This window comes from Nocardia bovistercoris (assembly GCF_015674855.1).
GTDB lineage: Bacteria > Actinomycetota > Actinomycetes > Mycobacteriales > Mycobacteriaceae > Nocardia > Nocardia bovistercoris.
In genome coordinates this window covers 103,345-127,316 of sequence record NZ_JADMLG010000013.1, presented here as the reverse complement: position 1 = coordinate 127,316, position 23,972 = coordinate 103,345, and the positions used below count along the sequence as shown (strand labels likewise).

The window sequence follows — 23,972 nt, the reverse complement described above, 5'->3', positions numbered from 1 at the left end:
CCGTCTCGCGTCCCAGCGTTCGAGACAATGCGACGAAGGAGCAAGTATCGAACGCTGGGACGCGAGACCCAAAGGGCCGCGAACCCGCGGCGCCGAAGGCGCCGCCAATAAACACAGCTCAGTGCTTTTCGGGTCCGAGGTAGTACTCGAAGACCAAGCCGGCGGCGGCCGAGAGAATGCAGACCACGCCGAGCCCGATCAGCCAGAACTGGAAGAAGGCAAGCCCGAGCGCGGTGACCGAGCCCGCGCCCGCCAGCAGGATCGGCCAGAAGCTGCCGGGTGAGAAGAAGCCGAGGTCGCCCGCGCCGTCCACGATCTCGGCGTCTTCGTAGTCCTCGGGACGCAGGTCGAGGCGACGTGCGACGAAACGGAAGTAGGTGCCGATGATGAGCGAAAGGCCCGCCGTCAGCACGATGGCCGTGGTGCCCGCCCATTCGACGCCGGTGCGCGATTTGGCGGTGAAGAAGCCGTACACGACCGCCACGATGATGAAGAACACCGTGAGCAGCTCGAAAATCCGCGCTTCGATCTTCATATCAGATCAGTCCCTTACTTTGCCTCGGCCGCGGTCTTGGTGGTCCGGTCGGTGTCGAAGGGCCGGGTCGAGGTCGCGACCGGGGATTCGTCGATGGACTCGAGGGCCTCGGCGTTGGTCATGCCTGCCTTGCGGCCGTCGATGTATTTGGTGAACTTCTCCGGCGACACCGCGCGGACCTCGAAGTTCATCATCGAGTGGAACGTGCCGCACATCTCGGCGCAGCGACCGACGAACGCGCCTTCCTTCTCGATCTCGGTGATCTGGAAGACGTTGTCGGAGTGGTTCTCCTTCGGGTTCGGCATCACGTCGCGCTTGAACAGGAACTCCGGCACCCAGAAGGCGTGGATGACGTCCATGGCGGCGAGCTGGAACTCGATGACCTTGCCGGTCGGCAGCACGAGCACCGGGACCTCGGTGGAGGTGCCGACCGTCTCGACCTTGTCGTAGTGCAGGTAGGACAGGATGTCGTTGGCGGGCTTGCCGTGCACCGGCCCCGGCTGCGGGTGACCGTTCTTGGTCAGCTCGGCGTACTCCTCGAGCTGCTCCTTGGCCTGGTCCTCGCGCACGGTGTCGATGCCGTCGAATTTGTAGCCGTCCTTGAAGTCGACCTCGCGGTAGCCGAACTTCCAGTTCCACTGGAAGGCCGTGACATCGACGGTGACATCGGGATCGGCCACCTTCTCGTGCACGTAGTTCTGCACGACGACGGTGAAGTAGAACAGCACCGCGATGATGACGAACGGAATAGCGGTGTAGGTCAGCTCCAGCGGCACGTTGTAGCCGGTCTGGCGCGGGAACTCCGGGGAGTCCTTCTTCTTGCGGTGGAAGGTGACGGTCCAGAAGGTCAGACCCCAGACCAGCACACCCATCACCAGCGCGGCGATGACCGACCAGGTCCACAGTTCCCGCATCCGGGTGGCCTGCGGGGTGATACCGGACGGCCAGCCGAACCGCAGCCAGACATTGTCGATCGAGCAGCCCGAGACGAGCAGCGCGGTGATCCCGAGGGATACCGCCAGCCCGGCCCGCCGAAGTATGCGGCCCCGACCCGGAGCCGGTCGTGCCCCGATCTCTTCGCTCACCTTGTGCGCCACGCTCACGCCTTCCTGGTCGCCACACATTCCGACATCTGCGCCGCCGGGTGCGATCTCCCCGCGACACGTTCCAAGCACGTCTCGGCCCCTCACGTCGAAGCCTGCGGATTTCCACCCACACCAACTGAGAGACACCTGAGTACTACGCAGCGTAGACCAAACCCCACCCCAACCACACCGCCGGGTCACATTCAACACCCCACCCCCACCCCCACCCCCACAAAACCCCTGGAAACCACCCCCACCGATCACCCCCGAACCGCAAACATCCCCACACCCAGCCACGTAGGGAGCGAGCCCAACGAACGACGGCCCACGACCGTCCCGCACCCCAACGGCCAAACCCAACCCCGCAACACCCCCACCAACCCCAGCCCCGCCGGGAACGAGCCCAACGAACGACGGCCCACGACCGTCCCGCACCCCAGCGGTCAAACCCAACCCCGCAGCATCCCCCACCAACCCCAGCCCCGTCGGGAGCGAGCCCAACGAACGACGGTTCACGACCGTCCCGCACCCCAGCGGTCAAACCCAACCCCGCAGCATCCCCACCTACCCAGCCCCGTCGGGAGCGAGCCCGACGAGCGACGGTTCGCGGCCGTCTCGCGTCCCAGCGGGCGAGACAATGCGACGCAGGAGCAAGTATCGCCCGCTGGGACGCGAGACTCCCAGGGCCGCGAACCCGCGGCGACGAAGTCGACGCCAATAAACACAGCCCGCGGGTAAACCATTGCGAAGAGCCGCACCTGAAACTTGTCCGGACATCAGCACGCACCACTCGCCCGACACCGACGCCCATATAATCGACCCGACATCCCGGCACCCCCTCGACTCGACCACGAACGAGCAAGCCGACCCCACCGCGCCCGACACCCGCCGTCGACGCGACACCCACCCCAGGACGCCGACGAGCGTCCCGAACCGGAGAGACGAGGTTGCCGACACCGTGTGCGGACTGCTCGGATTCCTGACAGCTGACGCGGCGACCGCGGATGTGGTGGACAAGGTCTACGACGCCTTGCACTGCATGCGCCACCGCGGCCCGGACGAACGCGGCACCTGGCACGACGATCACATGATCTTCGGCTTCAATCGCCTGTCGATCATCGATATCGAGCATTCGCATCAGCCGCTGCGCTGGGGTCCGCCGGAGAATCCGCAGCGCTACGCGCTCACGTTCAACGGCGAGATCTACAACTATCTGGAGTTGCGCGCCGAGTTGGCGCAGGCGCACGCCGAGGAGTTCCCGGACGGCAGGATCTTCGCCACCGAGGGCGATTCGGAGGCGATCGTGGCGGCGTTCCACTATTGGGGCGCGGCGGCGGTGCGGCGGCTGCGCGGCATGTTCGCACTGGCGATCTGGGATACCGAGACGAAGGAACTGTTCATCGCCCGCGATCCGTTCGGGATCAAGCCGCTGTTCCTGGCCACCGGCCCCGGCGGCACCGCGTTCGCGAGCGAGAAGAAGAGCCTGCTCGATCTGCTGCCCGCGCTCGGCCTGTCCGACGATCTCGACCCGCGCGCGCTCGAGCATTACACGGTGTTGCAGTACGTGCCGGAGCCGGAGACTTTGCACGCGGGCATCCGACGCCTGGAGTCGGGTACCTACGCTACGGTCCGCGAGGGCGCCGATCCGGTGGTGACCAGGTATTTCCGCCCGGATTTCCGGGCCGAGCCGATCGCGGCGGGCGCCGAGCGGGAACGTTTCCGCGAGATCGCCGCGGCGCTGGAGGATTCTGTCGCCAAGCACATGCGCGCCGATGTCACCGTCGGCTCGTTCCTGTCCGGCGGCATCGATTCCACCGCGGTGGCGGCGCTGGCGATGCGCCACAACCCGAAGCTGATCACGTTCACCACCGGATTCGAGCGCGAGGGCTATTCGGAGGTGGATGTGGCCGCCGAGAGCGCCGCCGCGATCGGTGCGCGTCACATCGTGAAGGTGGTCTCGCCCGCCGAGTTCGCTGCGGCCATCCCGGAGATCGTCTGGTATCTCGACGATCCGGTGGCCGACCCGGCCCTCGTCCCGCTGTATTTCGTGGCCAAGGAGGCCCGAAAGCACGTCAAGGTTGTGCTGTCCGGTGAGGGCGCCGACGAGTTGTTCGGCGGTTACACCATCTACCGGGAGCCGTTGTCGCTGAAGCCGTTCGAGTACCTGCCGAGGGGGCTGCGCAGGCTCGCGGGCAGGCTCTCGGATCGGATTCCGGACGGCACGCGCGGCAAGAGCCTGCTGCATCGCGGTTCGCTGACCTTGGAGGAGCGCTACTACGGCAATGCCCGCAGTTTCAGCGACGCCCAGTTGCGCGCGGTGCTGCGCGAGTTCCGGCCGGAGTGGACCCACCGGGATGTGACGGCGCCGATCTACGCGGAATCCGCGGGCTGGGATCCGGTGGCGCGCATGCAGCATCTGGATCTGTTCACCTGGTTGCGCGGCGACATCCTGGTCAAGGCCGACAAGATGACGATGGCGAATTCGCTGGAGTTGCGGGTGCCGTTCCTGGATTCGGAGGTGTTGAAGGTCGCCGAGGGCCTGCCCTACGACAGCAAGATCACCAAGGACACCACCAAGTTCGCGCTGCGGCAGGCGTTGGACGGCATCGTGCCCGCGCACGTGCTGCATCGCGCGAAGCTGGGTTTCCCGGTGCCGCTGCGGCATTGGTTGCGCGGCACCGAACTGTTCGAGTGGGCGCAGGTCCAGATCGCCGATTCGCAGACCGATCACCTGCTGGACAAGGCCGCGATCAAGGGCATGCTCGACGAGCACCGGGCGGGGCGTTCGGATCACAGCAGGCGGTTGTGGACGCTGCTGGTGTTCATGGTCTGGCACGGCATCTTCGTCGAGGACCGCATCAAGCCCGATATCCAGGAGCCGGTCTACCCGGTGTCGCTGTAGTCGTCCCAGAAGACGGTCGTTCCAGAAGCGAAGGCCCCTCGGATCGCTTTCCGAGGGGCCTTCGCGGCTCCGGTGCTCAGCGCGGCGCTGTTCAGAGCAGCGGTTTGATCTCCGCCGCCGCTTCCGCGCCGTAGGCCGCGGCCAGCCGCTCCAGCGCGTCGTCCTTGTTCAGGGTCCATTCCTGGGTGCCCATGGTCTCGAGCACCAGCACCGCGATGAGCGAGCCGAGTTGCGCGGCGCGCTCCAGGCTCAGGCCCGCGGTGTGACCGGTGAGGAAGCCTGCGCGGAACGCATCGCCGACGCCGGTCGGCTCGACCTTCTCGTTCTCCGGCACCACGCCGACCTCGATCTCGGTGCCGTCGCGGTCGATGATCAGCACGCCGTTCGCGCCGAGGGTGGTGACCCGGATGCCGACCTTGGCGGCGACCTCGGCCTCGCCCAGGCCGGTCTTCTGCAGCAGCAACGCCCACTCGTACTTGTTGGTGAACAGGTAGGCGGCGCCGTCGATGAGGCGCACCGCCTGATCGCCGTCGAGGCGGGCCAACTGCTGGGAGGGGTCGGCGGCGAACGGGATGCCGAGTTCGCGGCATTCCTCGGTGTGGCGCAGCATGGCCTCGGGGTCGTTCGCCCCGACCAGCACCAGGTCCAGCGTGTTCGACTCGGCCAGTGCGGCGATGGAGATATCGCGCGCCTCGCTCATCGCGCCCGGGTAGAACGAGGCGATCTGAGCCATGTCGTCGTCGGTGGTGCACACGAACCGGGCGGTGTGCGCCCGATCGGAGATCAGCACGGTGGAGCAGTCGACGCCGAACTTCTCCAGCCAGGCGCGGTATTCGGCGAAGTCGGCGCCGACCGCGCCGACGAGCAGCGGCGCGCGGTTCAGGATTCCCATGGCGTAGGCGATATTTCCGCCCACGCCGCCGCGGCGGATCTGGAGGTCGTCGACGAGGAAGCTCAGCGACACATGGTCGAGCTGATCGGCGAGGAGCACATCGGCGAACCGACCGGGAAAACGCATGAGATGGTCGGTCGCGATGGAGGCGGACACGGCGATTGACACGAGGCTGAGCCCTTCAACGGTTGGCTCCGAAGAGCGTGGCTATGGTCCAGTGCGTTCCCTGCGTACTACCCATATGCGCGCGCTCGGTCGGCACGCACGGACACGCACCGACCTGACGACGGGAACCAGCCAAGGTTAGTTGAAGTCGGACCCGATCAGGGGACCCCGGTTGTCGATCGGGGTCGTACCGATCCGGGGGTCACAGTCCGTCGAGGCGATCAGTTGAAGGAATCGCCGCAAGCGCACGAACCCGTGGCGTTCGGGTTGTCGATGGTGAAACCCTGCTTCTCGATGGTGTCGACGAAGTCGATGGACGCGCCCTGCACGTAGGGGGCGCTCATCCTGTCGACGGCCAGGGTGACGCCCGCGAAGTCGACGGTGAGGTCGCCGTCGAGGCTGCGGTCGTCGAAGAAGAGTTGGTAACGCAGGCCCGCGCAGCCACCCGGCTGCACCGCGATACGCAGCGCCAAGTCGTCACGGCCCTCCTGATCGAGCAGCGCCTTGGCCTTGCTTGCGGCAGCGTCGGTCAGAGTCACACCATGGGTGGTCGTCTCGTTCTGCACAGTCATGGACTCTCCTAAGGGACAGCTGTGGTCAACCCGTGAACAGCGCACGGCTCCGTGGTAGCAACAGTCGTCAACACCACCCGGCGGGCTGCTATTCCCCATCTTGCCACTTCCGCGCCGCCGCGCGCGCCCGACCTCCGGTCCGATCACGTTCGCACGGCTGCCGATGGACCCCGTCGGAGACATGTCACACACCGCGACGGCGACCGCATTTCCCGCGCGGTATGCCATCGAATAGCCTGGTCGGTGTGAAATTGTTCCGTCGCGGCGAGTCCAGCAGCACCGACGCGACCGCCGACAGCACGGCGGACGCGAACGGCGGCGTGACCGCAGCCACCACCCGAAATTCGAGTACGGCCACCCTCGGCAAAGGCCGTCCCACCCCGAAACGCCGTGACGCGCAGGGCAAACGCCGCGGCCCCGTCGCACCAGCGCCGCTGACCGCCAAGGAGGCCAGAGCGCGGCGCAAGGCGACCAAGGGCTCCAAGGAGGACCGCAAGGCGGCCTCGGCCGAGCGCAAACTCGCCGCGCAGGACCGGCGCGCGCGGATGCTCGCTGGTGAGGACAAGTATCTGTTGCCGCGCGATCAGGGCCCGGTGCGCGCCTATGTGCGCGACGTGGTCGACGCCCGCCGCAACCTGGTCGGCCTGTTCATGCCCATGGCTCTGGTGCTGATCCTCTCGATGTTCGCCGCGCCGCGCCTGCAGACCCTGGTGACCTTGGTCATGCTGGTCATGATGCTGTTCATGGCGATCGAGGGCTTCGTACTCGGCCGCATCGTCAACAACCGGGTGCGCGAACGCTATCCCGACAGCGCCGACTCCGGATTCAAACTCGGCTGGTACGCGTTCGTCCGCGCCTCGCAGATCCGCAAGATGCGCGCACCGAAACCGCGCGTCGGACCCGGCGACGCGGTCTGAGTTCGCCACCGGACAGGGCCGCGGGTCCGTTCGTCAGCACACCCGGTTCGGGTGCGTTCACGGACGGACCCGCGGCCCTTTCGTTCGGGTCACCGATGATCGGCCGATCCCATGGCGGTGAGTTCGGCGCACAGGCGTTGGGCGTCGCGGTCGACGACATCGGTCGAGCCGAATCGACCGCGACCGAGGACGATCACGGTGGCGAAGGCGGCGGTGAGGAGCAGGGCGAGCAGTAGTGCGGTCATGGCAGTAATTTTGCGTCCATGAATTTCCTGCCGATAGTGGCAGTTCTGCCGTTATCCGCAAAAATCCGGCCAGCTACCCTGGTGCCATGCTGTCCAAGGTCGCGGTAGCGCTGAGCGAACCGCTCGCCATGTTCGAATTCGGCGTCGTCTGCGAGGTCTTCGGCCTCGACCGCACCATGGACGGACTGCCCGCCTTCGATTTCCGCGTCTGCGGCGCCGAACCCGGCCGCCCGCTGCGCTCGACCACCCCCGGCGTCACCGTCACCCCCGAATACGGACTGGCCGACGTGATCGACGCCGACCTCGTCGCCATCGCGGCCTTCCACGTCTCCGGCATCGACGATCCCGCCAACACACCCGTGGTCGACGCCGTGCGCGCCGCCGCCGCGGCGGGCGCGACAATCCTCACGGTCTGCTCCGGCGCGTTCATGGCGGGCGCGGCGGGCCTGCTCGACGGACGTACCTGCACCACCCACTGGAAATACGTGGACCAACTCGCCGCCCGCTTCCCCGCCGCCACCGTCGACCCCGACGTGTTGTTCGTCGACGAGGGCAATCTCGTCACCAGCGCGGGCACCGCCGCGGGCATCGACGCCTGCCTGCACCTGGTGCGCCGAGAACTGGGCAGCGCCGCCGCCAACGGCATCGCCCGCCGCATGGTTGTCCCGCCGCAACGCGACGGCGGACAACGCCAGTTCATCGAACGCCCGGTAGCCGACTGCGAATCCGAAGGACTGGGCGAGATCCTGCACTGGTTGAGCGAAAACCTCGAACTCCAACACACCGTGGACGACCTCGCCGCCCGCGCCATGATGTCCACCCGCACCTTCGCCCGCCGCTTCGCCGCCGAAACCGGCACCACACCGGTCAAATGGCTCACCAACCAGCGCGTCCTACTCGCCGAACAACTGCTGGAGGAGTCGGATCTCGGACTCGAACAGATAGCAGCCAGAGCAGGTTTCGGCTCCGGCGCACTACTGCGCCACCATTTCCAGAAACTGGTCGGCATCGCACCGACCGAATACCGCCGCCGCTTCGGAGCAAGACCCGAATCCGCGTGACACACGATTGGTAGATTCCCGCGTGTGTCAGAAGTCGACGCCCCCCGACCGGACCGCCCCCAACGCATCCTCGTCCTCGGTGGCGCCCGCTCCGGAAAGTCCGCCTACGCCGAAGAACTCGCCGCACGAGCGGGAGCGGTCCGCTACGTGGCGACCGCCGTCCCCGCCCCCGACGATCGAGACTTCGCGGCCCGCATCGAGGCCCACCGCCACCGCCGCCCCCCGACCTGGCATCTCGTGGAGAACACCGACCCGGCCGACGTCCTCGCCACCCCCACCGAAGGCGCGACCCTGATAGACGACATCGGCACCTGGCTGACCGCATGCCTGGACCGCCACGCCGCCTGGGACGCCCCCCGCGGCACCATAACCCCCCAGGCGAACCGCCTGATCGACGCGGTCGAAACCTATCCGGGCCACCTGGTGATAGTCAGCCCGGAAGTAGGCATGGGAGTGATCCCGGCAACCCGCTCGGGCCGCCTGTTCCGCGACGAGATCGGCACCATCAACCAACACCTGGCCCGCGCCTGCGACAAGGCAGTCCTGATAGTCGCGGGCCTCCCCCTCCACCTGAAGTAGCCCCACCGCACCGCCCCACCCCCGCCCAGGTGTTCGCGCCCATCCTCGAGGCGGGCAAGATTGATCCGCAAAGCATGTGCGGCGATGAAACCTGCCCCGACCGAGAGGCTCCACAGTGACACACGGCTTCGGACCAGTCGCTCCCCCCGACGCGGCCTACCGCACAGCAGCCGAACAGCGCCAGTCACGCCTGACCAAGCCCGCCGGAGCCCTCGGCCGCCTCGAAGCCCTCGGAAACTGGATAGCGGCCTGCCAAGGCGCCTGCCCGCCACGCCAGTTCACCCGTCCCCGCGTGGTGGTCTTCGCGGGCGACCACGGCGTAGCCCGCCACGGCGTATCGGCGTACCCGTCGGAGGTGACCGCGCAAATGGTCGCGAACTTCCTCGCGGGCGGCGCCGCCGTCAATATCCTCGCGACGGTCGCGGACGCGACGGTGCGCGTGGTCGACATAGCCGTGGACGCCGACACCGACCCGGCGGTGTCCACCCACAAGGTCCGCCGAGCCAGCGGTTCGATCGACCGCGAGGACGCCCTCACCGCCGAAGAGGTCACCGCCGCGCTCACCGCGGGCCGCGCCATCGCCGACGAGGAGATCGACGCGGGCGCCGACCTCCTGATAGCGGGCGACATGGGAATCGGCAACACCACCCCAGCCACCGTCCTCATCGCCACCCTCACCGACACCGAACCGGTGCGCGCCGTAGGCCGCGGCACCGGCGTTGACGACGCGGGCTGGTCCCGCAAGGTCGCCGCCATCCGCGACGCCATGCGCCGCGCCCGCCGCGTCGCCAAGGATCCGGTCGAACTCCTCCGCGTGGCCGCGGGCGCGGATTTCGCCGCCATGGCGGGTTTCCTCGCCCAAGCCGCGCACCGACGCACCCCGGTCCTGCTCGACGGTGTCGTGGTCACCGCCGCCGCCTTGGTCGCCGAGGATCTCGCCGAGGGCGCCCGCGCCTGGTGGCTGGCCGGGCACCGCTCCACCGAGCCCGCCCACACCCTCGCCCTGACCCACCTGCGCCTCGACCCGGTCATCGACCTGTCGATGCGCCTCGGCGAAGGATCCGGCGCCCTCACCGCCCTGCCGATCCTGCGCGCGGCGGTCGCCACCCTCGCCCAGATGTCGACCTTCGACGAAGCGGGCGTGAGCACCGCGCAGACCCCGGAGAACGAGTCGGACACCGCCCGCCCGAACCTCACCAAATGACCCCGTCGCGGGAGATGCTCGCGGCTTGTCCACCGACCGCGATCACGCGGTTCGGCATCGCCACGGAATGCCGACCATCTTCGCGGAACCGCGTCATCGCACTGCGCCACACCATTACGTCACGACACTTGCGCGCGGGCGCCTGGACCGCCGCACATCCGGAACAGCGCGGGCAGGCGTTCGGGAGATGTTCGACTCGAAACCTCGCGACCCCCGCGCGCCGCGCTTCCACACCACGACCTCCGCTCGACAGCGGTGACACCACGGCCCGCACGGCCGTTGCGCATTCCGGTGTGCGACGGCGCGACGGCGACCGGCACCGCGCACTCGGCGAGCGTTCGCGATGGTGAGCGGGCTGCGGCTGGCGCTGTCCTGGTTGACGGTGCTCCCCGTGCGCGGTCCGTCCGATGTGGACCGGCGGGCGGCGGGGCGGGCGATCGCGCTTGCGCCGGTCGTCGGGGTACTGCTCGGAGTCGGCGCGGTCGCGGTGGCGTGGTCGGCGCAGCGGATCGGCGCGGGAGCTCCGATGGCGGGGCTGCTCACGGTGGGTGCGTTGGCGCTGGCGACCAGGGGCATGCATCTGGACGGGCTCGCCGACACCGCGGACGGGCTCGGCAGCTACGGGCCGCCGGAACGGGCGAGGGAGATCATGAAAGGGGGCGCGGCCGGGCCGTTCGGTGTCACCGCGATCGTGTTCGCGGTGGGTGTGCAGGCCGTCGCGTTCGCCGCGCTCGCCGCCGACGGCCGATGGTTCGCGCTCGGACTCGCGGTGGCCGTCGGGCGGGCGATGACCGTCCTGGCCTGCCGTCGGGGCGTATCCGCCGCGCCGGGAACGGGTTTCGGGGCGCTCGTCGCGGGGACGCAGGCGCCGCTCGTCGGCGCGGCTTGGACGCTCGCCGCGCTGGTCGGCGCGGTGTTCGCGGTGCCTGCGCTGATCTGGCTCGGTCCCGTCGCGGTGGTCGCGGCGGTCGCGGCGGTCGCGGTACTGGTCCGGCACACCGTGCGGCGGTTCGGCGGGTTGTCCGGCGATGTGCTCGGCGCCGTCGTCGAGATCTCCGTCGCGGTCGCGGCGCTCGGGTTCTCCCTCGACCCCTGACCGGCTCAGCGGGCGGCATCGGACACCGTGTTTGTCGGAACCCACAATGAAACCGGTCGATTTTCGTGGGTCACGGCACCGGTCTGCCTGCCGTCTCAGTCACCGCATAAGGTGAGATGCATGTCTTCCGAGCGCCTGTACTTCCGCCAACTGCTGTCCGGACGTGACTACGCCGTCGGCGATCCCATCGCGACACAGATGCGCAACTTCGCCTACCTCGTCGGCGATCGGGAGACGGGCGAATGCGTCGTGGTCGACCCGGCGTACGCGGCCTCGGATCTGGTCGCGGTCGCCGAACAGGACGGGCTGCGGCTCACCGGCGTGCTCGCCACCCACCATCATCCCGACCATGTCGGCGGCACCATGATGGGGTTCACGCTCGGTGGGGTTGCCGAGTTGCTGGAGAATGTCAGCGTGCCCGTGCACGTGAACGCGGCCGAATTGGACTGGGTGGCCAATGTCACCGGGATTTCGCGCGGGGAGCTCACCGGGCACGAGCACGGCGACACCGTTTCCGTCGGGGCGTTCGATATCGAGTTGCTGCATACTCCGGGGCATACGCCCGGGAGCCAGTGCTTTCTGGTCGACAATCGGTTGATCGCCGGGGATACGCTGTTCATCGACGGGTGTGGGCGTACCGATTTTCCCGGTGGGGATGTGGACGCGATGTTTCGGAGTTTGCGGAATTTGGCCAGGCTGGAAGGTAATCCGGTGGTTTATCCGGGGCATTGGTATTCCGATGAGCCGAGTGCGCCGTTGGCTGTGGTTCGGGAGAACAATTATGTCATGCGGCCGCAGACCATTGAGCAGTGGCGGATGTTGATGCCGGGGTGAGGATTTCGGGCGCGGCTCTTCGCGATGGATGCTCGCCGACGAACGGGTGAGTGGGTCGGTTTACCGAGTGTCTCCTGGTAGAGCGGGGTGGTTCGGCTCGGGGGCGCCGAGTGCTCTTACATCGAGCGCATCCAGCCGTGGATGTCGGCGAAGGTGCCTCTTTGGATTCCGGTCAGGGTGTCGCGGAGGGCCATGGTTACTTCGCCGGGTTCGCCGCCGCCTATGGTGAATTCGCCTTCGGTGGAGCGGACCCAGCCTACGGGGGTGATCACCGCCGCGGTGCCGCAGGCGAAGACCTCTGTGATGGCGCCGGATTCGGCGCCTGTTCGCCATTCCTCCACCGAGATCTTGCGTTCTTCCACGGGGTAGCCGGAGTCGGCGGCAAGGGTCAGCAGCGAGTCGCGGGTGATGCCGGGGAGGAGTGAGCCGGAGAGTTCGGGGGTTACCAGGCGGGCTTCGGAGCCGGAGCCGAAGACGAAGAAGAGGTTGTTGGTGCCCATTTCTTCGACGTGGCGGCGGTCGCAGGCGTCGAGCCACACGACCTGGTCGCAGCCTTTTTCCGAGGCTTGGGCCTGGGCGAGCAAGGATGCCGCGTAGTTGCCCGCTACTTTCGCCTCGCCGGTGCCGCCGGGGGCGGCGCGGACGTATTCGGTGGACAGCCATACGCGGACCGGTTTCACGCCGCGCGGGAAGTAGGCGCCCGCAGGGGAACCGAGGAGGAGGTATTTGTAGGAGGCGGCGGGTTTCACGCCGAGGCCCGCTTCGGTGGCGAACATGAAAGGGCGCAGGTAGAGCGACTCCTCGCCGCCCGCTTCGGGGACCCAGCCTCGGTCCACTTCGAGCAGTTGCCGCACGGATTCGATGAACAGGTCCTCGGGCAGTTCCGCCATCGCCATGCGGCGCGCGGAGCGAGCGAAGCGGGCGGCGTTGGCGTCTATGCGGAAGCAGGAGACGCTGCCGTCGCTCTGGCGGTATGCCTTGAGGCCCTCGAAGATGGCTTGGCCGTAGTGGAAGACCATGGTTGCCGGGTCCATGGCGAGCGGCGCGTACGGCTCGATGCGCGCGTTGGTCCAGCCTCGGTCCTCGGTGTAGTCGATGGACACCATGTGGTCGGTGAAGAACCGGCCGAAACCGGGCGCCGCCAGGATCTCCTGTACCCGCTGCGCCGGGGTGGGCGCAGGATGAGCGATACGGGTGAACTGTGCGGCAACGGTCATGGGCATGATCCTATCCGGCACCGAATTCCGGTGTTGCTCGCGTTGGTCACGAAACCCGCGCGCGGTCGCGGAGACAGGCTCAGGACGTGTGCGCGGCCACGAACGGCGGCCGCACCACCTCGCAGCGCAGGCGGCGACCGCGTACGTCCACCTCGACCTCGTCGCCGGGAGTCAGGTCGGCGGCGGTGTCGAGCAGCGCGAGGGCGATGCCGACTTCGAGGGTGGGCGAGAAGGTGCCCGAGGTGGTCTGCCCGATCGGCGCTCCGTCGCGCAGCACGGCCTGCCCGGCGCGCGGCACGCCACGGTCGAGGGCTTTGAGTCCGGTCACGATTCGGCGCGGACCGGCGGACTTCTCCCGCTCCAGCGCGGCCTTGCCCCAGAACGCCTGCTTCTTCCAGCCGACCGCCCAACCGCAGCGGGCCTGCACGGGGGTGATGTCGGGGCCGAGTTCGTGGCCGTGCAGCGGATAGCCCATCTCGGTGCGCAGCGTGTCGCGCGCGCCGAGGCCTGCGGGTTGGCCGCCCGCCGCGCGCACCCGGTCCAACAGGGCGCGGAACAGGGGTTCGGCCTCGGCCCAGCGCGGCAGCAGTTCGTAGCCGTGTTCGCCGGTGTAGCCGGTGCGGCACACGCGCACCGGGCGCCCTTCCCATTCGGCGTCCGCGTAAGCCATGTACTCGAGGTCGGTCGGCAGTCCGAGCCCGCCGACGACCTCGGACGACAGCGGTCCCTGCACCGCGAACACCGCGTAGTCGGCGTGCTGGTCGGTGACCGTGACGCCGTCGGGCGCCGCGGCGCGCAGCAGGTCGACCACCGCGGCGGTATTGGCGGCATTGGGTACGAGGAAGATCTCCTCCGGTCCGACGAAGTAGGCGATCAGGTCGTCGACGACGCCGCCGTCCTCGGTGCAGCACAGCGTGTACTGGGCCTTGCCCGGCCGGATCTTGCCGAGATCGTTGGTCAGCGCCGCGTTCACGAATTCCGCGGCGCCGGGACCGGCGACCGTCGCCTTCCCGAGGTGACTCACGTCGAACAGCCCGACCGCGGCGCGCACCGCGCGGTGTTCGCCGACCGTGCCCGCGTACGACACCGGCATCTCCCAGCCGCCGAACGGCGCGAAACTCGCCCCGGACTCGACGTGCACATCGTGGATCGGCCCTCGCCTCGGCTTCGTCTCGGTCACGCGCCGAGCTTAACCGTCCGGTCGGGACCGGTGTGGCGGCACGCGAGGCGGGCGGGGACCCCGCTCGACGGCGTCGCTCTGCGATATCGGGAACGAAGAGCATAGCCTTGGCCCATGACCGCTGTCGCAGATCGCTCACTCGGACCGGAACTGGCGCGTACCGAATCCATCGGACCCGATACCGATGTCCTCGTCATCGGATTGACCTCATCGGAGAACGGCCCGGCCATCGTGCCCGAGGACCTGTTCGGTGACGTGCTCGCCGCCGACGTGCGCGCCGACCTGCTCGACCAGCTCGGCGCGGTGGGCGCGAAGGGCAAGGCGGAGGAACTCACCCGCGTGCCCGCCCCTGCCGCGCTCGACGGCGTGACCAGCGTGCTCGCGGTCGGACTCGGTTCGGCCGAGAAACTCGACGCCGAGCAGATCCGCCGTTCCGCCGGTGTCGCGGCACGCGCGCTCAGCGGCACCGAACTGGTGGTCACCACCCTGTCCGGACTCGACCTCGGCGCCGCCGCGGAAGGCTTCTACCTCGGCGCCTACAGCTTCACCACGTTCAAATCCGACAAGTCGGCGCCCAAGCCCGACGAGCGCGCCGTGACCCGTGTCGAATTGCTGGTCCCCGAGCCCGAGTTCGGCGTCACCGAGCTACTGCGGGCGCAACTGGTCGCCGAAGCGGTCGCCACCGCGCGCGATTTCGTGAACACTCCGCCCAGCCACCTCTACCCGGCCGAATTCGCCGCGCGCGCCGCGGTATTGGCCGAAGCCGCCGGACTCGAGGTCGAGGTGCTCGACGAGAAGGCGCTGGAGGCGGGCGGTTACGGCGGCGTGCTCGGGGTCGGCAAGGGTTCCTCGCGGCCGCCTCGGCTGGTCAGGGTGACCTATCAGGGCGGCGGGAAGAAGGTCGCGCTGGTCGGCAAGGGCGTCACCTTCGACACCGGCGGCATCTCCATCAAGCCCGCGCAGAACATGGAGAACATGACCTCGGACATGGCGGGCGCGGCCGCAGTGGTCGCGACCACCCTGCTCGCCGCGCGGCTCGGGCTGCCGGTCACGGTGAGCGCGGTCGTCCCGATGGCCGAGAACATGCCGTCGGCCACCGCGCAGCGGCCCGGCGACGTGCTCACCCAGTACGGCGGGACCACCGTCGAGGTGCTCAACACCGACGCCGAGGGCAGGCTCATCCTGGCCGACGCCATCGTGCGCGCGAGCGAGGACGAACCGGACTACCTCATCGACGTCGCCACGCTCACCGGCGCGCAGATGGTCGCGCTCGGCACCCGCACCCCCGGCGTGATGGGCACCGACGCGTTCCGCGACCGGGTCGCCCGCATCTCCCGCGAGGTCGGCGAGAACGGGTGGGCCATGCCGCTGCCGACCGAGTTGCGCGCCGACCTGAACTCCAAGGTCGCCGATCTGGCCAATGTGGCGCCGCACCGCTGGGGCGGGATGCTGTCGGCGGCCCTGTTCCTCAAGGAGTTCGTGCCCGAGGGCGTGCAGTGGGCGCATCTGGATGTCGCGGGTCCGGCGTACAACACGGGCGGGCCGTTCGGCTATATCGGCAAGGGCGGCACCGGTGTCCCGGTGCGCACGCTGATCGCGGTGTTGGAAGACATCGCCGCGGAATGAGGTCGGGCGCTCGGGTCGGGTGATCCGAGCGCGCGCGCCCGTTCTCTTCAGCTCGCACAGCCCTGGAGGTCGCACAGCCCCAGGGCTCGAACAGCGCTACAGCTCGCGCAGATCGTCCTCGACGGCGCGGCGGCGCTCGACGCGTTCGCGGGCGTCGTGGTCGCGCATTCGCTGCGGGTATCCGGTGCGTTCCACGTCGTAGACCGGAATCCTCAGGTCCGAGGCCAACCTTCGCGCCCCGCGTTCGCCGACGATGCGCCGGGTCCATTCGCCGTCCGCGGCCACCAACACCACAGTGACATCGGTCACTGTGGTTTTCGGCTCGATGTAGCCCTCGACGCCGACGTGCGCGCGCACCCAATCGGCCAGATACCGAGCATCGCTCCCACCCGAGGTCACAGCACGTGAACTGGGGCGAATTCCGACCACGGCACCGCGGAGTCTGTCCAGCAGACCCATGGGCGTCCGCCTCCTCTCACCGGCGGAATCCGCTCACCGCCGATGCCACCATCTTGCCGGCTCATACACAGATCACTGTCGGATCACTGCCCTGTGCTACATGCCACGCGCACGAGTGCAAGGATGGTTCGCGGTACAAGAACCACCCGATGATCTCCGGTGCCCCACAATGATCGGTGGCTTCAGGACTTTCGCCGCGACCCGCGGTGCGCGTCCGCCGCGAGAACAACTGTTGTAGAACCCGTCGAGCAGTCAGAGGAGTCAACGGACATGGCCTTCTCCGTCCAGATGCCCGCTCTTGGTGAGAGCGTCACCGAGGGAACGGTGACCAGGTGGCTGAAACAGGAAGGAGACACGGTCGAGGTAGACGAGCCGCTGCTCGAAGTCTCCACCGACAAGGTCGACACCGAGATCCCGTCCCCCGCGGCGGGCATCCTGTCGAAGATCGTCGCAGGCGAGGACGATGTGGTCGAGGTCGGCGGCGAACTCGGCGTCATCAGCGGGGAGGGCGAGCAGCCCGCTCCCGCGGCGGCGCCCGAACCCGAAGCCCCCGCACCGGAACCAGAACCCGAACCCGCTCGAGCCGAGGCGCCCGCCCCGCAGCAGGCCGCCCCCGCCGCCGAACCGGCCCCTTCCTCCGGGTCGGGCACGCCGGTGAAGATGCCCGAACTGGGCGAGTCGGTCACCGAGGGCACCGTCACCCGCTGGCTCAAGGCCGTCGGTGACGAGATCGCCGTCGACGAGCCGCTGCTCGAGGTCTCCACCGACAAGGTCGACACCGAGATCCCCTCCCCTGTCGCGGGCACTCTGCTCGAGATCAGCGCGCAGGAGGACGATGTCGTCGCGGTCGGCGGACAGCTCGGCGTGATCGGCAGCGGAACGCCCGCACCGGCTCCCGCGCCTGCACCGGCCCCGGCTCCCGCGCCGGCTCCCGAACCGAAGCCTGCGCCTGCCCCTGCTCCCGCGCCCGCACCGGAACCCGCGCCCGTCGCCGCCGCGCCCGCCCCCAAGGCACCCGCCCCGGCACCTGCTCCGGCTCCGGCTCCGGCTCCCGCGAAGCCTGCCCACGCCGCGCCCTCCGACAACGGCGCGACCCCGTACGTCACTCCGCTGGTGCGGAAACTGGCCGAGGAGAACAACGTCGACCTGACGAGCCTCACCGGTTCCGGCGTCGGCGGACGCATCCGCAAGCAGGACGTGCTGGCCGCCGCCGAGGCGAACAAGGCGCCCGCGGCGCCCGAACCCGCTGCCGCACCGGCCGCCGCCGCACCCGCCGCGAAGGCGTCCGCACCGGCTCCCGCCGCCGCGCCGAGCCTCGCCCACCTGCGCGGGACCGTGCAGAAAGCCAACCGCATCCGCCAGATCACGGCGACCAAGACCAAGGAATCGCTGCAGACCACCGCGCAGCTGACCCAGGTGCACGAGGTCGACGTCACCAAGATCGTCGCGCTGCGCAGCCAGGCCAAGGCCGGGTTCAAGAGCCGCGAGGGCGTCAACCTGACGTTCCTGCCGTTCTTCGCCAAGGCGGTCGTCGAGGCGCTCGGCGTGCATCCCAACATCAACGCCAGCTACGACGAGACCACCAAGGAGATCACCTACCACGCGTCGGTGCATCTCGGCATCGCCGTCGACACCGACAAGGGTCTGCTGTCGCCGGTGATCCACAATGCCAGCGACCTGTCGCTGGCGGGCTTGGCGCGCGCCATCGCCGATATCGCCGACCGGGCCCGCAACGGCGGACTCAAGCCGGACGAGCTGTCGGGCGGCACCTTCACCATCACCAATATCGGCAGCCAGGGCGCGCTGTTCGACACCCCGATCCTGCTTCCGCCGCAGGCGGGCATGCTCGGCACGGGCGCGATCGTGAAGCGTCCGACGGTGGTGACCGACGAGACCGGCAACGAGTCCATCGGCGTGCGCTCGGTGTGCTACCTGCCGCTCACCTACGATCACCAGCTGATCGACGGCGCGGACGCCGGTCGGTTCCTGACCACCATCCGGCACCGGCTCGAGGAAGCGGCCTTCGAGGCGGATCTGGGTCTGTGATCGGGAAGGTCTGCCCGCCCGTATGAAGGTTGTGATCGCCGGGTCATCCGGGCTGATCGGGACGGCACTCGTCGCGGCGCTGCGCCGCGACGGGCACGAGGTGGCCCGGCTGGTACGCCGCCGGGCCGCCGCGCCGGACGAGTTCGTCTGGGATCCCGCCCGCGCCGAACTGGACGGGCGGGCGCTGCGCGGCGCCGACGCGGTGGTCAACCTGTGCGGTGCGAGCATCGGCCGCAAGCGCTGGAACGGCCACTACAAGCAGCGGTTGCGCGACAGCCGGATCGTCTCGACCGACGTGCTCGCGAGCAAGGTCGCCGCCGCGGGGGTGCCGGTGCTGGTGAACGCCAGCGGCGTGCACTACTACGGCGGCGGGCGCGGCGATCGGGTGGTCGACGAAGCTTCAACGGCCGGAACAGGTTTCCTGGCGACCCTGTGCCGGGACTGGGAGGCGGCCACCGAACCCGCCGCGAGCGCGGGCACGCGCACGGTCCTGGTGCGCAGCGCCGCCGTGCTGGCCGGCAACGGTGGCATACTCGCGGGGCTGCGGCCGCTGTATTCGCTCGGCCTCGGCGGGCGACTTGGCGACGGACGGCAGTATTCGCCGTGGATCTCGCTCGAGGACGAGATCGGCGCCATCGTGTTCGCGCTGACCGAGGCCGCGCTGTCCGGCCCGATCAACGTGGTCGGCCCCGCTCCGGTGACCAACGCCGAATTCAGCAGGGCGCTCGGCAAGGCGCTGCACCGCCCGACCCCGCTGGTGTTCCCCGGTTTCGTCCTGCGCGCGGCGATCGGCGAATTCGCCGAGGAGGCGGTGCTGACCGGCCCGCGCGCCATCCCCACCGCCCTCGAACGCGCAGGCTACCGCTTCCACCATCCGACCATCGGCGCGGCGCTGGCCGCGGCACTCGGCACGAACGGCGACGAGCGATGACCGATGCCGTCGTCAGGGACGCCGACCCCGATGACCTGCCCGCCATCCTCGCCATCCACAACGCGAACATCGCGACCTCGACGGCCATCTGGGATATCGAACAGGTCGGTATCGACAATCGCGTCGACTGGTTCCGCGACCGCACCGCCGCCGCGATGCCGATCCTGGTGGCCGAGGTCGACGGCGAGGTCGCGGGGTACGCCAGCTACGGCCAGTGGCGTCCCAAGGTCGGATACCGCTTCTGCGTGGAGAACTCGGTGTACGTCGCCGAACGCTTCCACCGTCGCGGTCTGGCCACCGCGCTGCTCACCGAATTGATCGACCGCGCCGCGCGATCCGGGCGGGTGCACACCATGATCGCCGCGATCGAATCCGGCAACACCGGGTCCATCACGCTGCACGAACGCTTCGGCTTCGCGATCGTGGGGCAACTGCCCGAGGTCGGCCACAAGTTCGACCGCTGGATGGATCTCACTCTCATGCAGCGCACTTTCCCCGTCGAGGTCACCTCCGCCTGAGTCCTGCGGGTATTCGTCGAGCAAGCTGGTCACGGTACCCCTGACCGCCTCGGGGTTCGAGCTCCGCCCGGTCATCTGTGGTCGGATACACACAACCCCCGGTCGGCCCTCCGTTCGGCGTAACGTCGTGACGGTGAACGACACGCACACCACAGCGTCTACTCGAACCACAGCGTCCGCTCGATTCGACACCACCCCGGTCGTGATCGAAGACCTCGGCCTCATCGAATACCACGCGGCCTGGGAGATCCAGCGCGGCTACGCGGCCGAACGCGCCGACGGCGTCGGCTCCGATCACCTGCTGCTGCTCGAGCACCCCTCGGTCTACACGGCGGGGCGGCGCACCGAGGCCGAGGACATGCCCATCGACGGCAGTCCGGTGGTCGAGGTCGATCGCGGCGGCAAGATCACCTGGCACGGTCCGGGGCAATTGGTCGGCTACCCGATCGTGCGGCTGGCCGAACCGGTGGACGTGGTGCGCTATGTGCGTCGTCTCGAGGAGGCGCTGATCTCGGTGGTCGCCGGATTCGGACTGGAGTGCGGCCGTATCGATGGCCGCTCCGGCGTGTGGCTGCCCGCGACGGACGTGTCAGCCGAACGCAAGATCGCCGCCATCGGCGTGCGCGTGCAACGCGGGGTCGCCCTGCACGGCGTCTCGCTGAACTGCGATTCCGCGATGGACGGCTTCCAGGCCATCGTCCCGTGCGGCATCCGCGACGCGGGCGTCACCACGCTCAGCCGCGAACTCGGCCGCCGGATCACCGTCGAGCAGGTCAAACCCCTGGTGGCCGACGCCATCCCGCGCGCCCTCGACGGCACGCTCCCGGTGTCGCCGCACGATATCGCGCGCACCGCCCGCACCTCGGCCGATGCCGTGGCCGCGTCCGCGTCGTCCGGGTCGGCAGGCGTAAGGTCGATCTCGTGACCTCGGCTCAAGCTCCTGCGGGACGCAAACTCCTCCGGATCGAAGCGCGCAACGCGCAGACGCCCATCGAGCGCAAGCCGAAATGGATACGCACCCGCGCCACCATGGGCCCCGAGTACACCGAACTCAAGGGCCTGGTCAAGCGAGAGGGCCTGCACACGGTCTGCGAGGAGGCGGGCTGCCCCAACATCTTCGAATGCTGGGAAGACCGCGAGGCCACCTTCCTCATCGGCGGTGAACAGTGCACCCGCCGCTGCGATTTCTGCCAGATCGACACCGGCAAACCCGCCGCGCTCGATCGCGACGAGCCGCGCCGGGTGGCCGAGAGCGTCCAGGCCATGGGCCTGCGCTACTCCACCATCACCGGAGTCGCCCGCGACGATCTCGACGACGGCGGCGCCTGGCTCTACGCCGAGACGGTGCGCGCCATCAAGGGATTGAATCCGAACACCGGCGTCGAACTGCTCATCCCGGATTTCAACGCCGACCAGGATCAACTGGACGAGGTCTTCTCCTCCCGCCCCGAGGTGCTCGCGCACAACCTGGAGACGGTGCCGCGCATCTTCAAGCGCATCCGTCCCGCCTTCCGCTACGAGCGTTCCCTCGCGGTGCTCACGGCCGCCCGCGCGGCGGGTCTGGTCACCAAGTCCAACCTGATCCTCGGCATGGGCGAGACACCGGAAGAGGTCACCGAGGCCATGCGCGACCTGCACGCCGCGGGCTGCGACATCCTCACCATCACCCAGTACCTGCGCCCCTCCCCCCGCCACCACCCCGTCGACCGCTGGGTGAAGCCGGAGGAATTCGTCGAGCACTCCCGCGTCGCCGAGGAGATGGGTTTCGCGGGCGTGATGGCGGGTCCGCTGGTGCGTTCCTCGTATCGCGCGGGCCGCCTCTACGCCCAGGCGATGGCCCACCACGGCCGTGAGATCTCCCCCGCCATGGCGCATCTCGCCGAGGAGGGCACCGCGTCGCAGGAGGCGAGTTCGGTGCTCGCCCGCTTCGGCGGCTGATCGCGGCGCGGTTCCACGCGGCCCGAATTTCACATCGCCGCAGGTTGGTAAGGCCCTTCGTCTTGACGACCGGGTTCTGTTGTTGATGCAATGTGATGCCCGCACATCGATCTCGACGGGAGATGCCCAGTGGCACTTGACAGTCCGAAGCTGCAAGACGTACTGGAGCAGATCGGGAGCGGGTTCATGCAGTTGCCCGACTTCCAGCGCGAGTGGAAATGGGACGATCAGCGGATCCGGGAGCTGATCGCCACCGTCACCCTCGACTATCCGCTCGGCGTGGTGATGACCTTGGAAACCGGTGCGGCGTCACGGTTTCGGGCCAGGCCGCTGACCGGAGTGTCCACCGAGAGCCCCGTCGATCCCGGCATGCTGCTTCTGGACGGCCAGCAGCGCCTGACCTCGCTGTTCCAAGCGCTCTACATGGATCAGCCGGTGCGCACCGTCGACGGCCGCGGCAACGACCTGCTGCGCTGGTACTACCTCGATATCGCGAAGTCCGTGTATTCGCCGTCCGACCGGGACGAGGCGATCGTGTCGGTGCCCGCCGACCGCGTACTGCGCCGCGACAACGGCAGGCGCGCGGGCCTCGACCTCAGCGATATCGAATCCGAGTGCCGCACCGGGCATTTCCCGCTCAACATCATCTTCGACGTGCGGCGCGTGCACGTGTGGCAGCGCGAGTTCGTGCGGGTCGACGACGACAACTGGGAGCTGTGGTCACGATTCGAGCAGGACATCGTCCAGCGGGTGCGCTCGTTCCTGATCCCGATGATCAAACTCGGCGCGGGCACCACCCCTGACGCGGTGTGTTCGGTGTTCGAACGGGTGAACACCGGCGGCGTCCCGCTCAACGTGTTCGAGCTGCTCACCGCCACCTACGCGGGCGACCGCGGCTACGAGCAGCGCAACGGCGACTACTACCGGCTGCCCGATGTCTGGCAGGACGTGAAGAAGGGTCTCGCCACCTCCCATCCCGTCCTCGGCCGCATCGAGAACGGCGTGGACGACGGGCTGAGCAGCAGCGACTTCCTCCAGGCGGTCACCCTGGTCCGCAACTGGGAACGCCGGGTCGACCGCCCGACCGCCGCGATCTCCTGCAAACGTCGCGACCTGCTCGAACTCCCGCTGGCCGATTTCCACCGGCTCGCCCCGCGCCTGAGCGAGGCGTTCGAATGGGTCGGCGAATTCCTCACCGACCAGTGCATCGTTCGCGTCAACGATCTGCCCTACCGCACCCAACTCATCCCGTTGGCCGCGGTGCGCGCCATCCTCGGCGACCGCGTCGACGATCCTGGCATGCGCGAGCGGATCACCCGCTGGTACTGGTGCGGTGTGCTCGGCGAGATGTACAGCGGCGCCACCGAGAGCCGCTTCGCGCGCGACGTGGAACAGCTGATCGCCTGGACCGATCCGGACGCCGCCGAACCCGACACGGTCGCCGAATCCGTCTTCGTCGCCGACCGCCTCAACTCGCTCACCACCCGAAACAGCGCCGCCTACAAGGGCATCTACGCCCTGCTCGTCAAACAGGGCGCGGTGGACTGGTTCTACAGCGACGACCCGCTCGATCCGGGCGCCATGCTCCAACACGCCGTCGACATCCGCCAGATCTTCCCGAAAGCCTGGTTGCAGCGCCAAGGCGGCGCCACCACCCGCGCCAACTCGATCGTCAACAAATCCCCCCTCTCCTACCGCGCGGGCCGCGCCATGATCGGCTCCCCCGCCACCTACCTCGACGCCCTGGCCACCGACTCCGACGCCACCGACGAATGGCTCGACGCCGCCGTCACCACCCACCTCATCGACCCGGCCATCCTGCGCAACGCCGATTTCGACACCTTCTACGCCGACCGCTCCCGCCGCCTGCTCGACCTGGTCGACCGAACCATGGGCAAACCCGCCATCCACCGCGACAGCCCACGCTGACCTGCGCGCCTCTTCGGCGCACACTGCCCGGCGGCTGCTTT

22 protein-coding genes are annotated in these 23,972 nt (G+C 68.7%); 14 read left to right on the top strand and 8 right to left on the bottom strand.

What is annotated here, in order from left to right; all coding sequences use genetic code 11:
• Positions 1 to 118 precede the first annotated feature (118 nt).
• Together IT779_RS27600 and ctaC are read right to left on the bottom strand one after the other, a co-directional pair.
• Positions 119 to 535, bottom strand: coding sequence for a cytochrome c oxidase subunit 4 (locus tag IT779_RS27600; protein ID WP_196152354.1), 417 nt, complete (start codon positions 533 to 535; stop codon positions 119 to 121).
• 14 nt (positions 536 to 549) lie between these two features.
• Positions 550 to 1,632 (bottom strand): aa3-type cytochrome oxidase subunit II, encoded by a 1,083-nt coding sequence (gene ctaC / locus IT779_RS27595; RefSeq protein ID WP_332838990.1) that lies wholly within the window; start codon positions 1,630 to 1,632, stop codon positions 550 to 552.
• A 946-nt stretch (positions 1,633 to 2,578) separates the two neighbouring features.
• Between ctaC and asnB the strand changes: the two genes are divergently transcribed.
• Complete coding sequence (asnB, locus tag IT779_RS27590; protein WP_196152352.1) at positions 2,579 to 4,522, top strand: asparagine synthase (glutamine-hydrolyzing); 1,944 nt, start codon at positions 2,579 to 2,581, stop codon at positions 4,520 to 4,522.
• Positions 4,523 to 4,613: 91 nt separating this feature from the next.
• Here asnB and IT779_RS27585 read toward each other — a convergent pair whose 3' ends face one another.
• Positions 4,614 to 5,582, bottom strand: coding sequence for a carbohydrate kinase family protein (locus IT779_RS27585; protein ID WP_196152351.1), 969 nt, complete (start codon positions 5,580 to 5,582; stop codon positions 4,614 to 4,616).
• 218 nt (positions 5,583 to 5,800) lie between these two features.
• Positions 5,801 to 6,151 carry a HesB/IscA family protein gene (locus tag IT779_RS27580; protein ID WP_040705782.1) on the bottom strand — a complete coding sequence of 117 codons (351 nt, stop codon included), beginning with the start codon at positions 6,149 to 6,151 and terminating at the stop codon, positions 5,801 to 5,803.
• A gap of 245 nt (positions 6,152 to 6,396) precedes the next feature.
• Here IT779_RS27580 and IT779_RS27575 point away from each other — a divergent pair, with 245 nt between their 5' ends.
• Positions 6,397 to 7,068, top strand: a complete 672-nt coding sequence (locus IT779_RS27575) for a DUF3043 domain-containing protein (RefSeq protein ID WP_332838989.1) — start codon at positions 6,397 to 6,399, stop codon at positions 7,066 to 7,068.
• Between the two features lie 89 nt (positions 7,069 to 7,157).
• On the opposite strand, the gene IT779_RS27570 is transcribed toward IT779_RS27575, so the two are convergent.
• Entirely contained in the window at positions 7,158 to 7,313 is a 156-nt protein-coding gene (locus IT779_RS27570; protein ID WP_196152349.1) for a hypothetical protein, read from the bottom strand.
• Positions 7,314 to 7,399: 86 nt separating this feature from the next.
• On the opposite strand from IT779_RS27570, the gene IT779_RS27565 reads away from it, so the two are divergent.
• The 5 genes from IT779_RS27565 to IT779_RS27545 all read left to right on the top strand — a co-directional run bounded on the left by IT779_RS27565 (position 7,400) and on the right by IT779_RS27545 (position 12,087).
• Positions 7,400 to 8,374, top strand: coding sequence for a helix-turn-helix domain-containing protein (locus tag IT779_RS27565; protein ID WP_196152348.1), 975 nt, complete (start codon positions 7,400 to 7,402; stop codon positions 8,372 to 8,374).
• A gap of 24 nt (positions 8,375 to 8,398) precedes the next feature.
• Positions 8,399 to 8,953 (top strand): bifunctional adenosylcobinamide kinase/adenosylcobinamide-phosphate guanylyltransferase, encoded by a 555-nt coding sequence (gene cobU, locus IT779_RS27560; RefSeq protein ID WP_196152347.1) that lies wholly within the window; start codon positions 8,399 to 8,401, stop codon positions 8,951 to 8,953.
• Between the two features lie 115 nt (positions 8,954 to 9,068).
• Positions 9,069 to 10,157, top strand: a complete 1,089-nt coding sequence (cobT, locus tag IT779_RS27555) for a nicotinate-nucleotide--dimethylbenzimidazole phosphoribosyltransferase (protein ID WP_196152346.1) — start codon at positions 9,069 to 9,071, stop codon at positions 10,155 to 10,157.
• 346 nt (positions 10,158 to 10,503) lie between these two features.
• The gene (locus IT779_RS27550; RefSeq protein ID WP_196152345.1) at positions 10,504 to 11,253 is read left to right on the top strand and encodes an adenosylcobinamide-GDP ribazoletransferase; all 750 of its coding nucleotides are present in this window, start codon (positions 10,504 to 10,506) and stop codon (positions 11,251 to 11,253) included.
• Between the two features lie 120 nt (positions 11,254 to 11,373).
• Positions 11,374 to 12,087 carry an MBL fold metallo-hydrolase gene (locus IT779_RS27545; RefSeq protein WP_196152344.1) on the top strand — a complete coding sequence of 238 codons (714 nt, stop codon included), beginning with the start codon at positions 11,374 to 11,376 and terminating at the stop codon, positions 12,085 to 12,087.
• A gap of 116 nt (positions 12,088 to 12,203) precedes the next feature.
• Here the strand turns inward: IT779_RS27545 and IT779_RS27540 are convergent, their stop codons facing one another.
• Together IT779_RS27540 and gcvT are read right to left on the bottom strand one after the other, a co-directional pair.
• Positions 12,204 to 13,304, bottom strand: coding sequence for a branched-chain amino acid aminotransferase (locus IT779_RS27540; RefSeq protein ID WP_196152343.1), 1,101 nt, complete (start codon positions 13,302 to 13,304; stop codon positions 12,204 to 12,206).
• A gap of 79 nt (positions 13,305 to 13,383) precedes the next feature.
• Positions 13,384 to 14,484 (bottom strand): glycine cleavage system aminomethyltransferase GcvT, encoded by a 1,101-nt coding sequence (gcvT, locus tag IT779_RS27535; RefSeq protein ID WP_196152342.1) that lies wholly within the window; start codon positions 14,482 to 14,484, stop codon positions 13,384 to 13,386.
• A gap of 114 nt (positions 14,485 to 14,598) precedes the next feature.
• Here gcvT and IT779_RS27530 point away from each other — a divergent pair, with 114 nt between their 5' ends.
• Complete coding sequence (locus IT779_RS27530) at positions 14,599 to 16,110, top strand: leucyl aminopeptidase (protein ID WP_196152341.1); 1,512 nt, start codon at positions 14,599 to 14,601, stop codon at positions 16,108 to 16,110.
• A gap of 96 nt (positions 16,111 to 16,206) precedes the next feature.
• Here the strand turns inward: IT779_RS27530 and IT779_RS27525 are convergent, their stop codons facing one another.
• Positions 16,207 to 16,569: an oxidoreductase gene (locus IT779_RS27525; protein ID WP_196152340.1), complete on the bottom strand. Its 363-nt coding sequence runs from the start codon at positions 16,567 to 16,569 to the stop codon at positions 16,207 to 16,209.
• Positions 16,570 to 16,839: 270 nt separating this feature from the next.
• Here IT779_RS27525 and sucB point away from each other — a divergent pair, with 270 nt between their 5' ends.
• The 6 genes from sucB to IT779_RS27495 all read left to right on the top strand — a co-directional run bounded on the left by sucB (position 16,840) and on the right by IT779_RS27495 (position 23,931).
• Positions 16,840 to 18,615: a 2-oxoglutarate dehydrogenase, E2 component, dihydrolipoamide succinyltransferase gene (sucB, locus tag IT779_RS27520; protein WP_196152339.1), complete on the top strand. Its 1,776-nt coding sequence runs from the start codon at positions 16,840 to 16,842 to the stop codon at positions 18,613 to 18,615.
• Positions 18,616 to 18,637: 22 nt separating this feature from the next.
• Positions 18,638 to 19,546 (top strand): TIGR01777 family oxidoreductase, encoded by a 909-nt coding sequence (locus IT779_RS27515; protein ID WP_196152338.1) that lies wholly within the window; start codon positions 18,638 to 18,640, stop codon positions 19,544 to 19,546.
• Complete coding sequence (locus tag IT779_RS27510; RefSeq protein ID WP_196152337.1) at positions 19,543 to 20,064, top strand: GNAT family N-acetyltransferase; 522 nt, start codon at positions 19,543 to 19,545, stop codon at positions 20,062 to 20,064. The genes IT779_RS27515 and IT779_RS27510 overlap by 4 nt, the downstream gene beginning before the upstream one ends.
• 133 nt (positions 20,065 to 20,197) lie before the next feature.
• Positions 20,198 to 20,989 (top strand): lipoyl(octanoyl) transferase LipB, encoded by a 792-nt coding sequence (gene lipB, locus IT779_RS27505; protein WP_332838988.1) that lies wholly within the window; start codon positions 20,198 to 20,200, stop codon positions 20,987 to 20,989.
• Positions 20,986 to 22,002, top strand: a complete 1,017-nt coding sequence (gene lipA, locus IT779_RS27500; RefSeq protein ID WP_196152335.1) for a lipoyl synthase — start codon at positions 20,986 to 20,988, stop codon at positions 22,000 to 22,002. Before lipB ends, lipA begins: the two co-directional genes overlap by 4 nt.
• Positions 22,003 to 22,131: 129 nt before the next feature.
• Entirely contained in the window at positions 22,132 to 23,931 is a 1,800-nt protein-coding gene (locus IT779_RS27495; RefSeq protein ID WP_196152334.1) for a GmrSD restriction endonuclease domain-containing protein, read from the top strand.
• Positions 23,932 to 23,972 lie beyond the last annotated feature (41 nt).

What these genes read in the sequence shown, in the direction of transcription:
- IT779_RS27600 (WP_196152354.1), bottom strand. Translation starts at nt 535, where the DNA reads ATGAAGATCGAAGCGCGGATTTTCGAGCTGCTCACGGTGTTCTTCATC.
- IT779_RS27580 (WP_040705782.1), bottom strand. Translation starts at nt 6,151, where the DNA reads ATGACTGTGCAGAACGAGACGACCACCCATGGTGTGACTCTGACCGAC.
- IT779_RS27570 (WP_196152349.1), bottom strand. Translation starts at nt 7,313, where the DNA reads ATGACCGCACTACTGCTCGCCCTGCTCCTCACCGCCGCCTTCGCCACC.
- IT779_RS27565 (WP_196152348.1), top strand. Translation starts at nt 7,400, where the DNA reads ATGCTGTCCAAGGTCGCGGTAGCGCTGAGCGAACCGCTCGCCATGTTC.
- IT779_RS27545 (WP_196152344.1), top strand. Translation starts at nt 11,374, where the DNA reads ATGTCTTCCGAGCGCCTGTACTTCCGCCAACTGCTGTCCGGACGTGAC.
- IT779_RS27540 (WP_196152343.1), bottom strand. Translation starts at nt 13,304, where the DNA reads ATGACCGTTGCCGCACAGTTCACCCGTATCGCTCATCCTGCGCCCACC.
- IT779_RS27530 (WP_196152341.1), top strand. Translation starts at nt 14,599, where the DNA reads ATGACCGCTGTCGCAGATCGCTCACTCGGACCGGAACTGGCGCGTACC.
- IT779_RS27525 (WP_196152340.1), bottom strand. Translation starts at nt 16,569, where the DNA reads ATGGGTCTGCTGGACAGACTCCGCGGTGCCGTGGTCGGAATTCGCCCC.
- sucB (WP_196152339.1), top strand. Translation starts at nt 16,840, where the DNA reads ATGGCCTTCTCCGTCCAGATGCCCGCTCTTGGTGAGAGCGTCACCGAG.
- IT779_RS27515 (WP_196152338.1), top strand. Translation starts at nt 18,638, where the DNA reads ATGAAGGTTGTGATCGCCGGGTCATCCGGGCTGATCGGGACGGCACTC.
- IT779_RS27510 (WP_196152337.1), top strand. Translation starts at nt 19,543, where the DNA reads ATGACCGATGCCGTCGTCAGGGACGCCGACCCCGATGACCTGCCCGCC.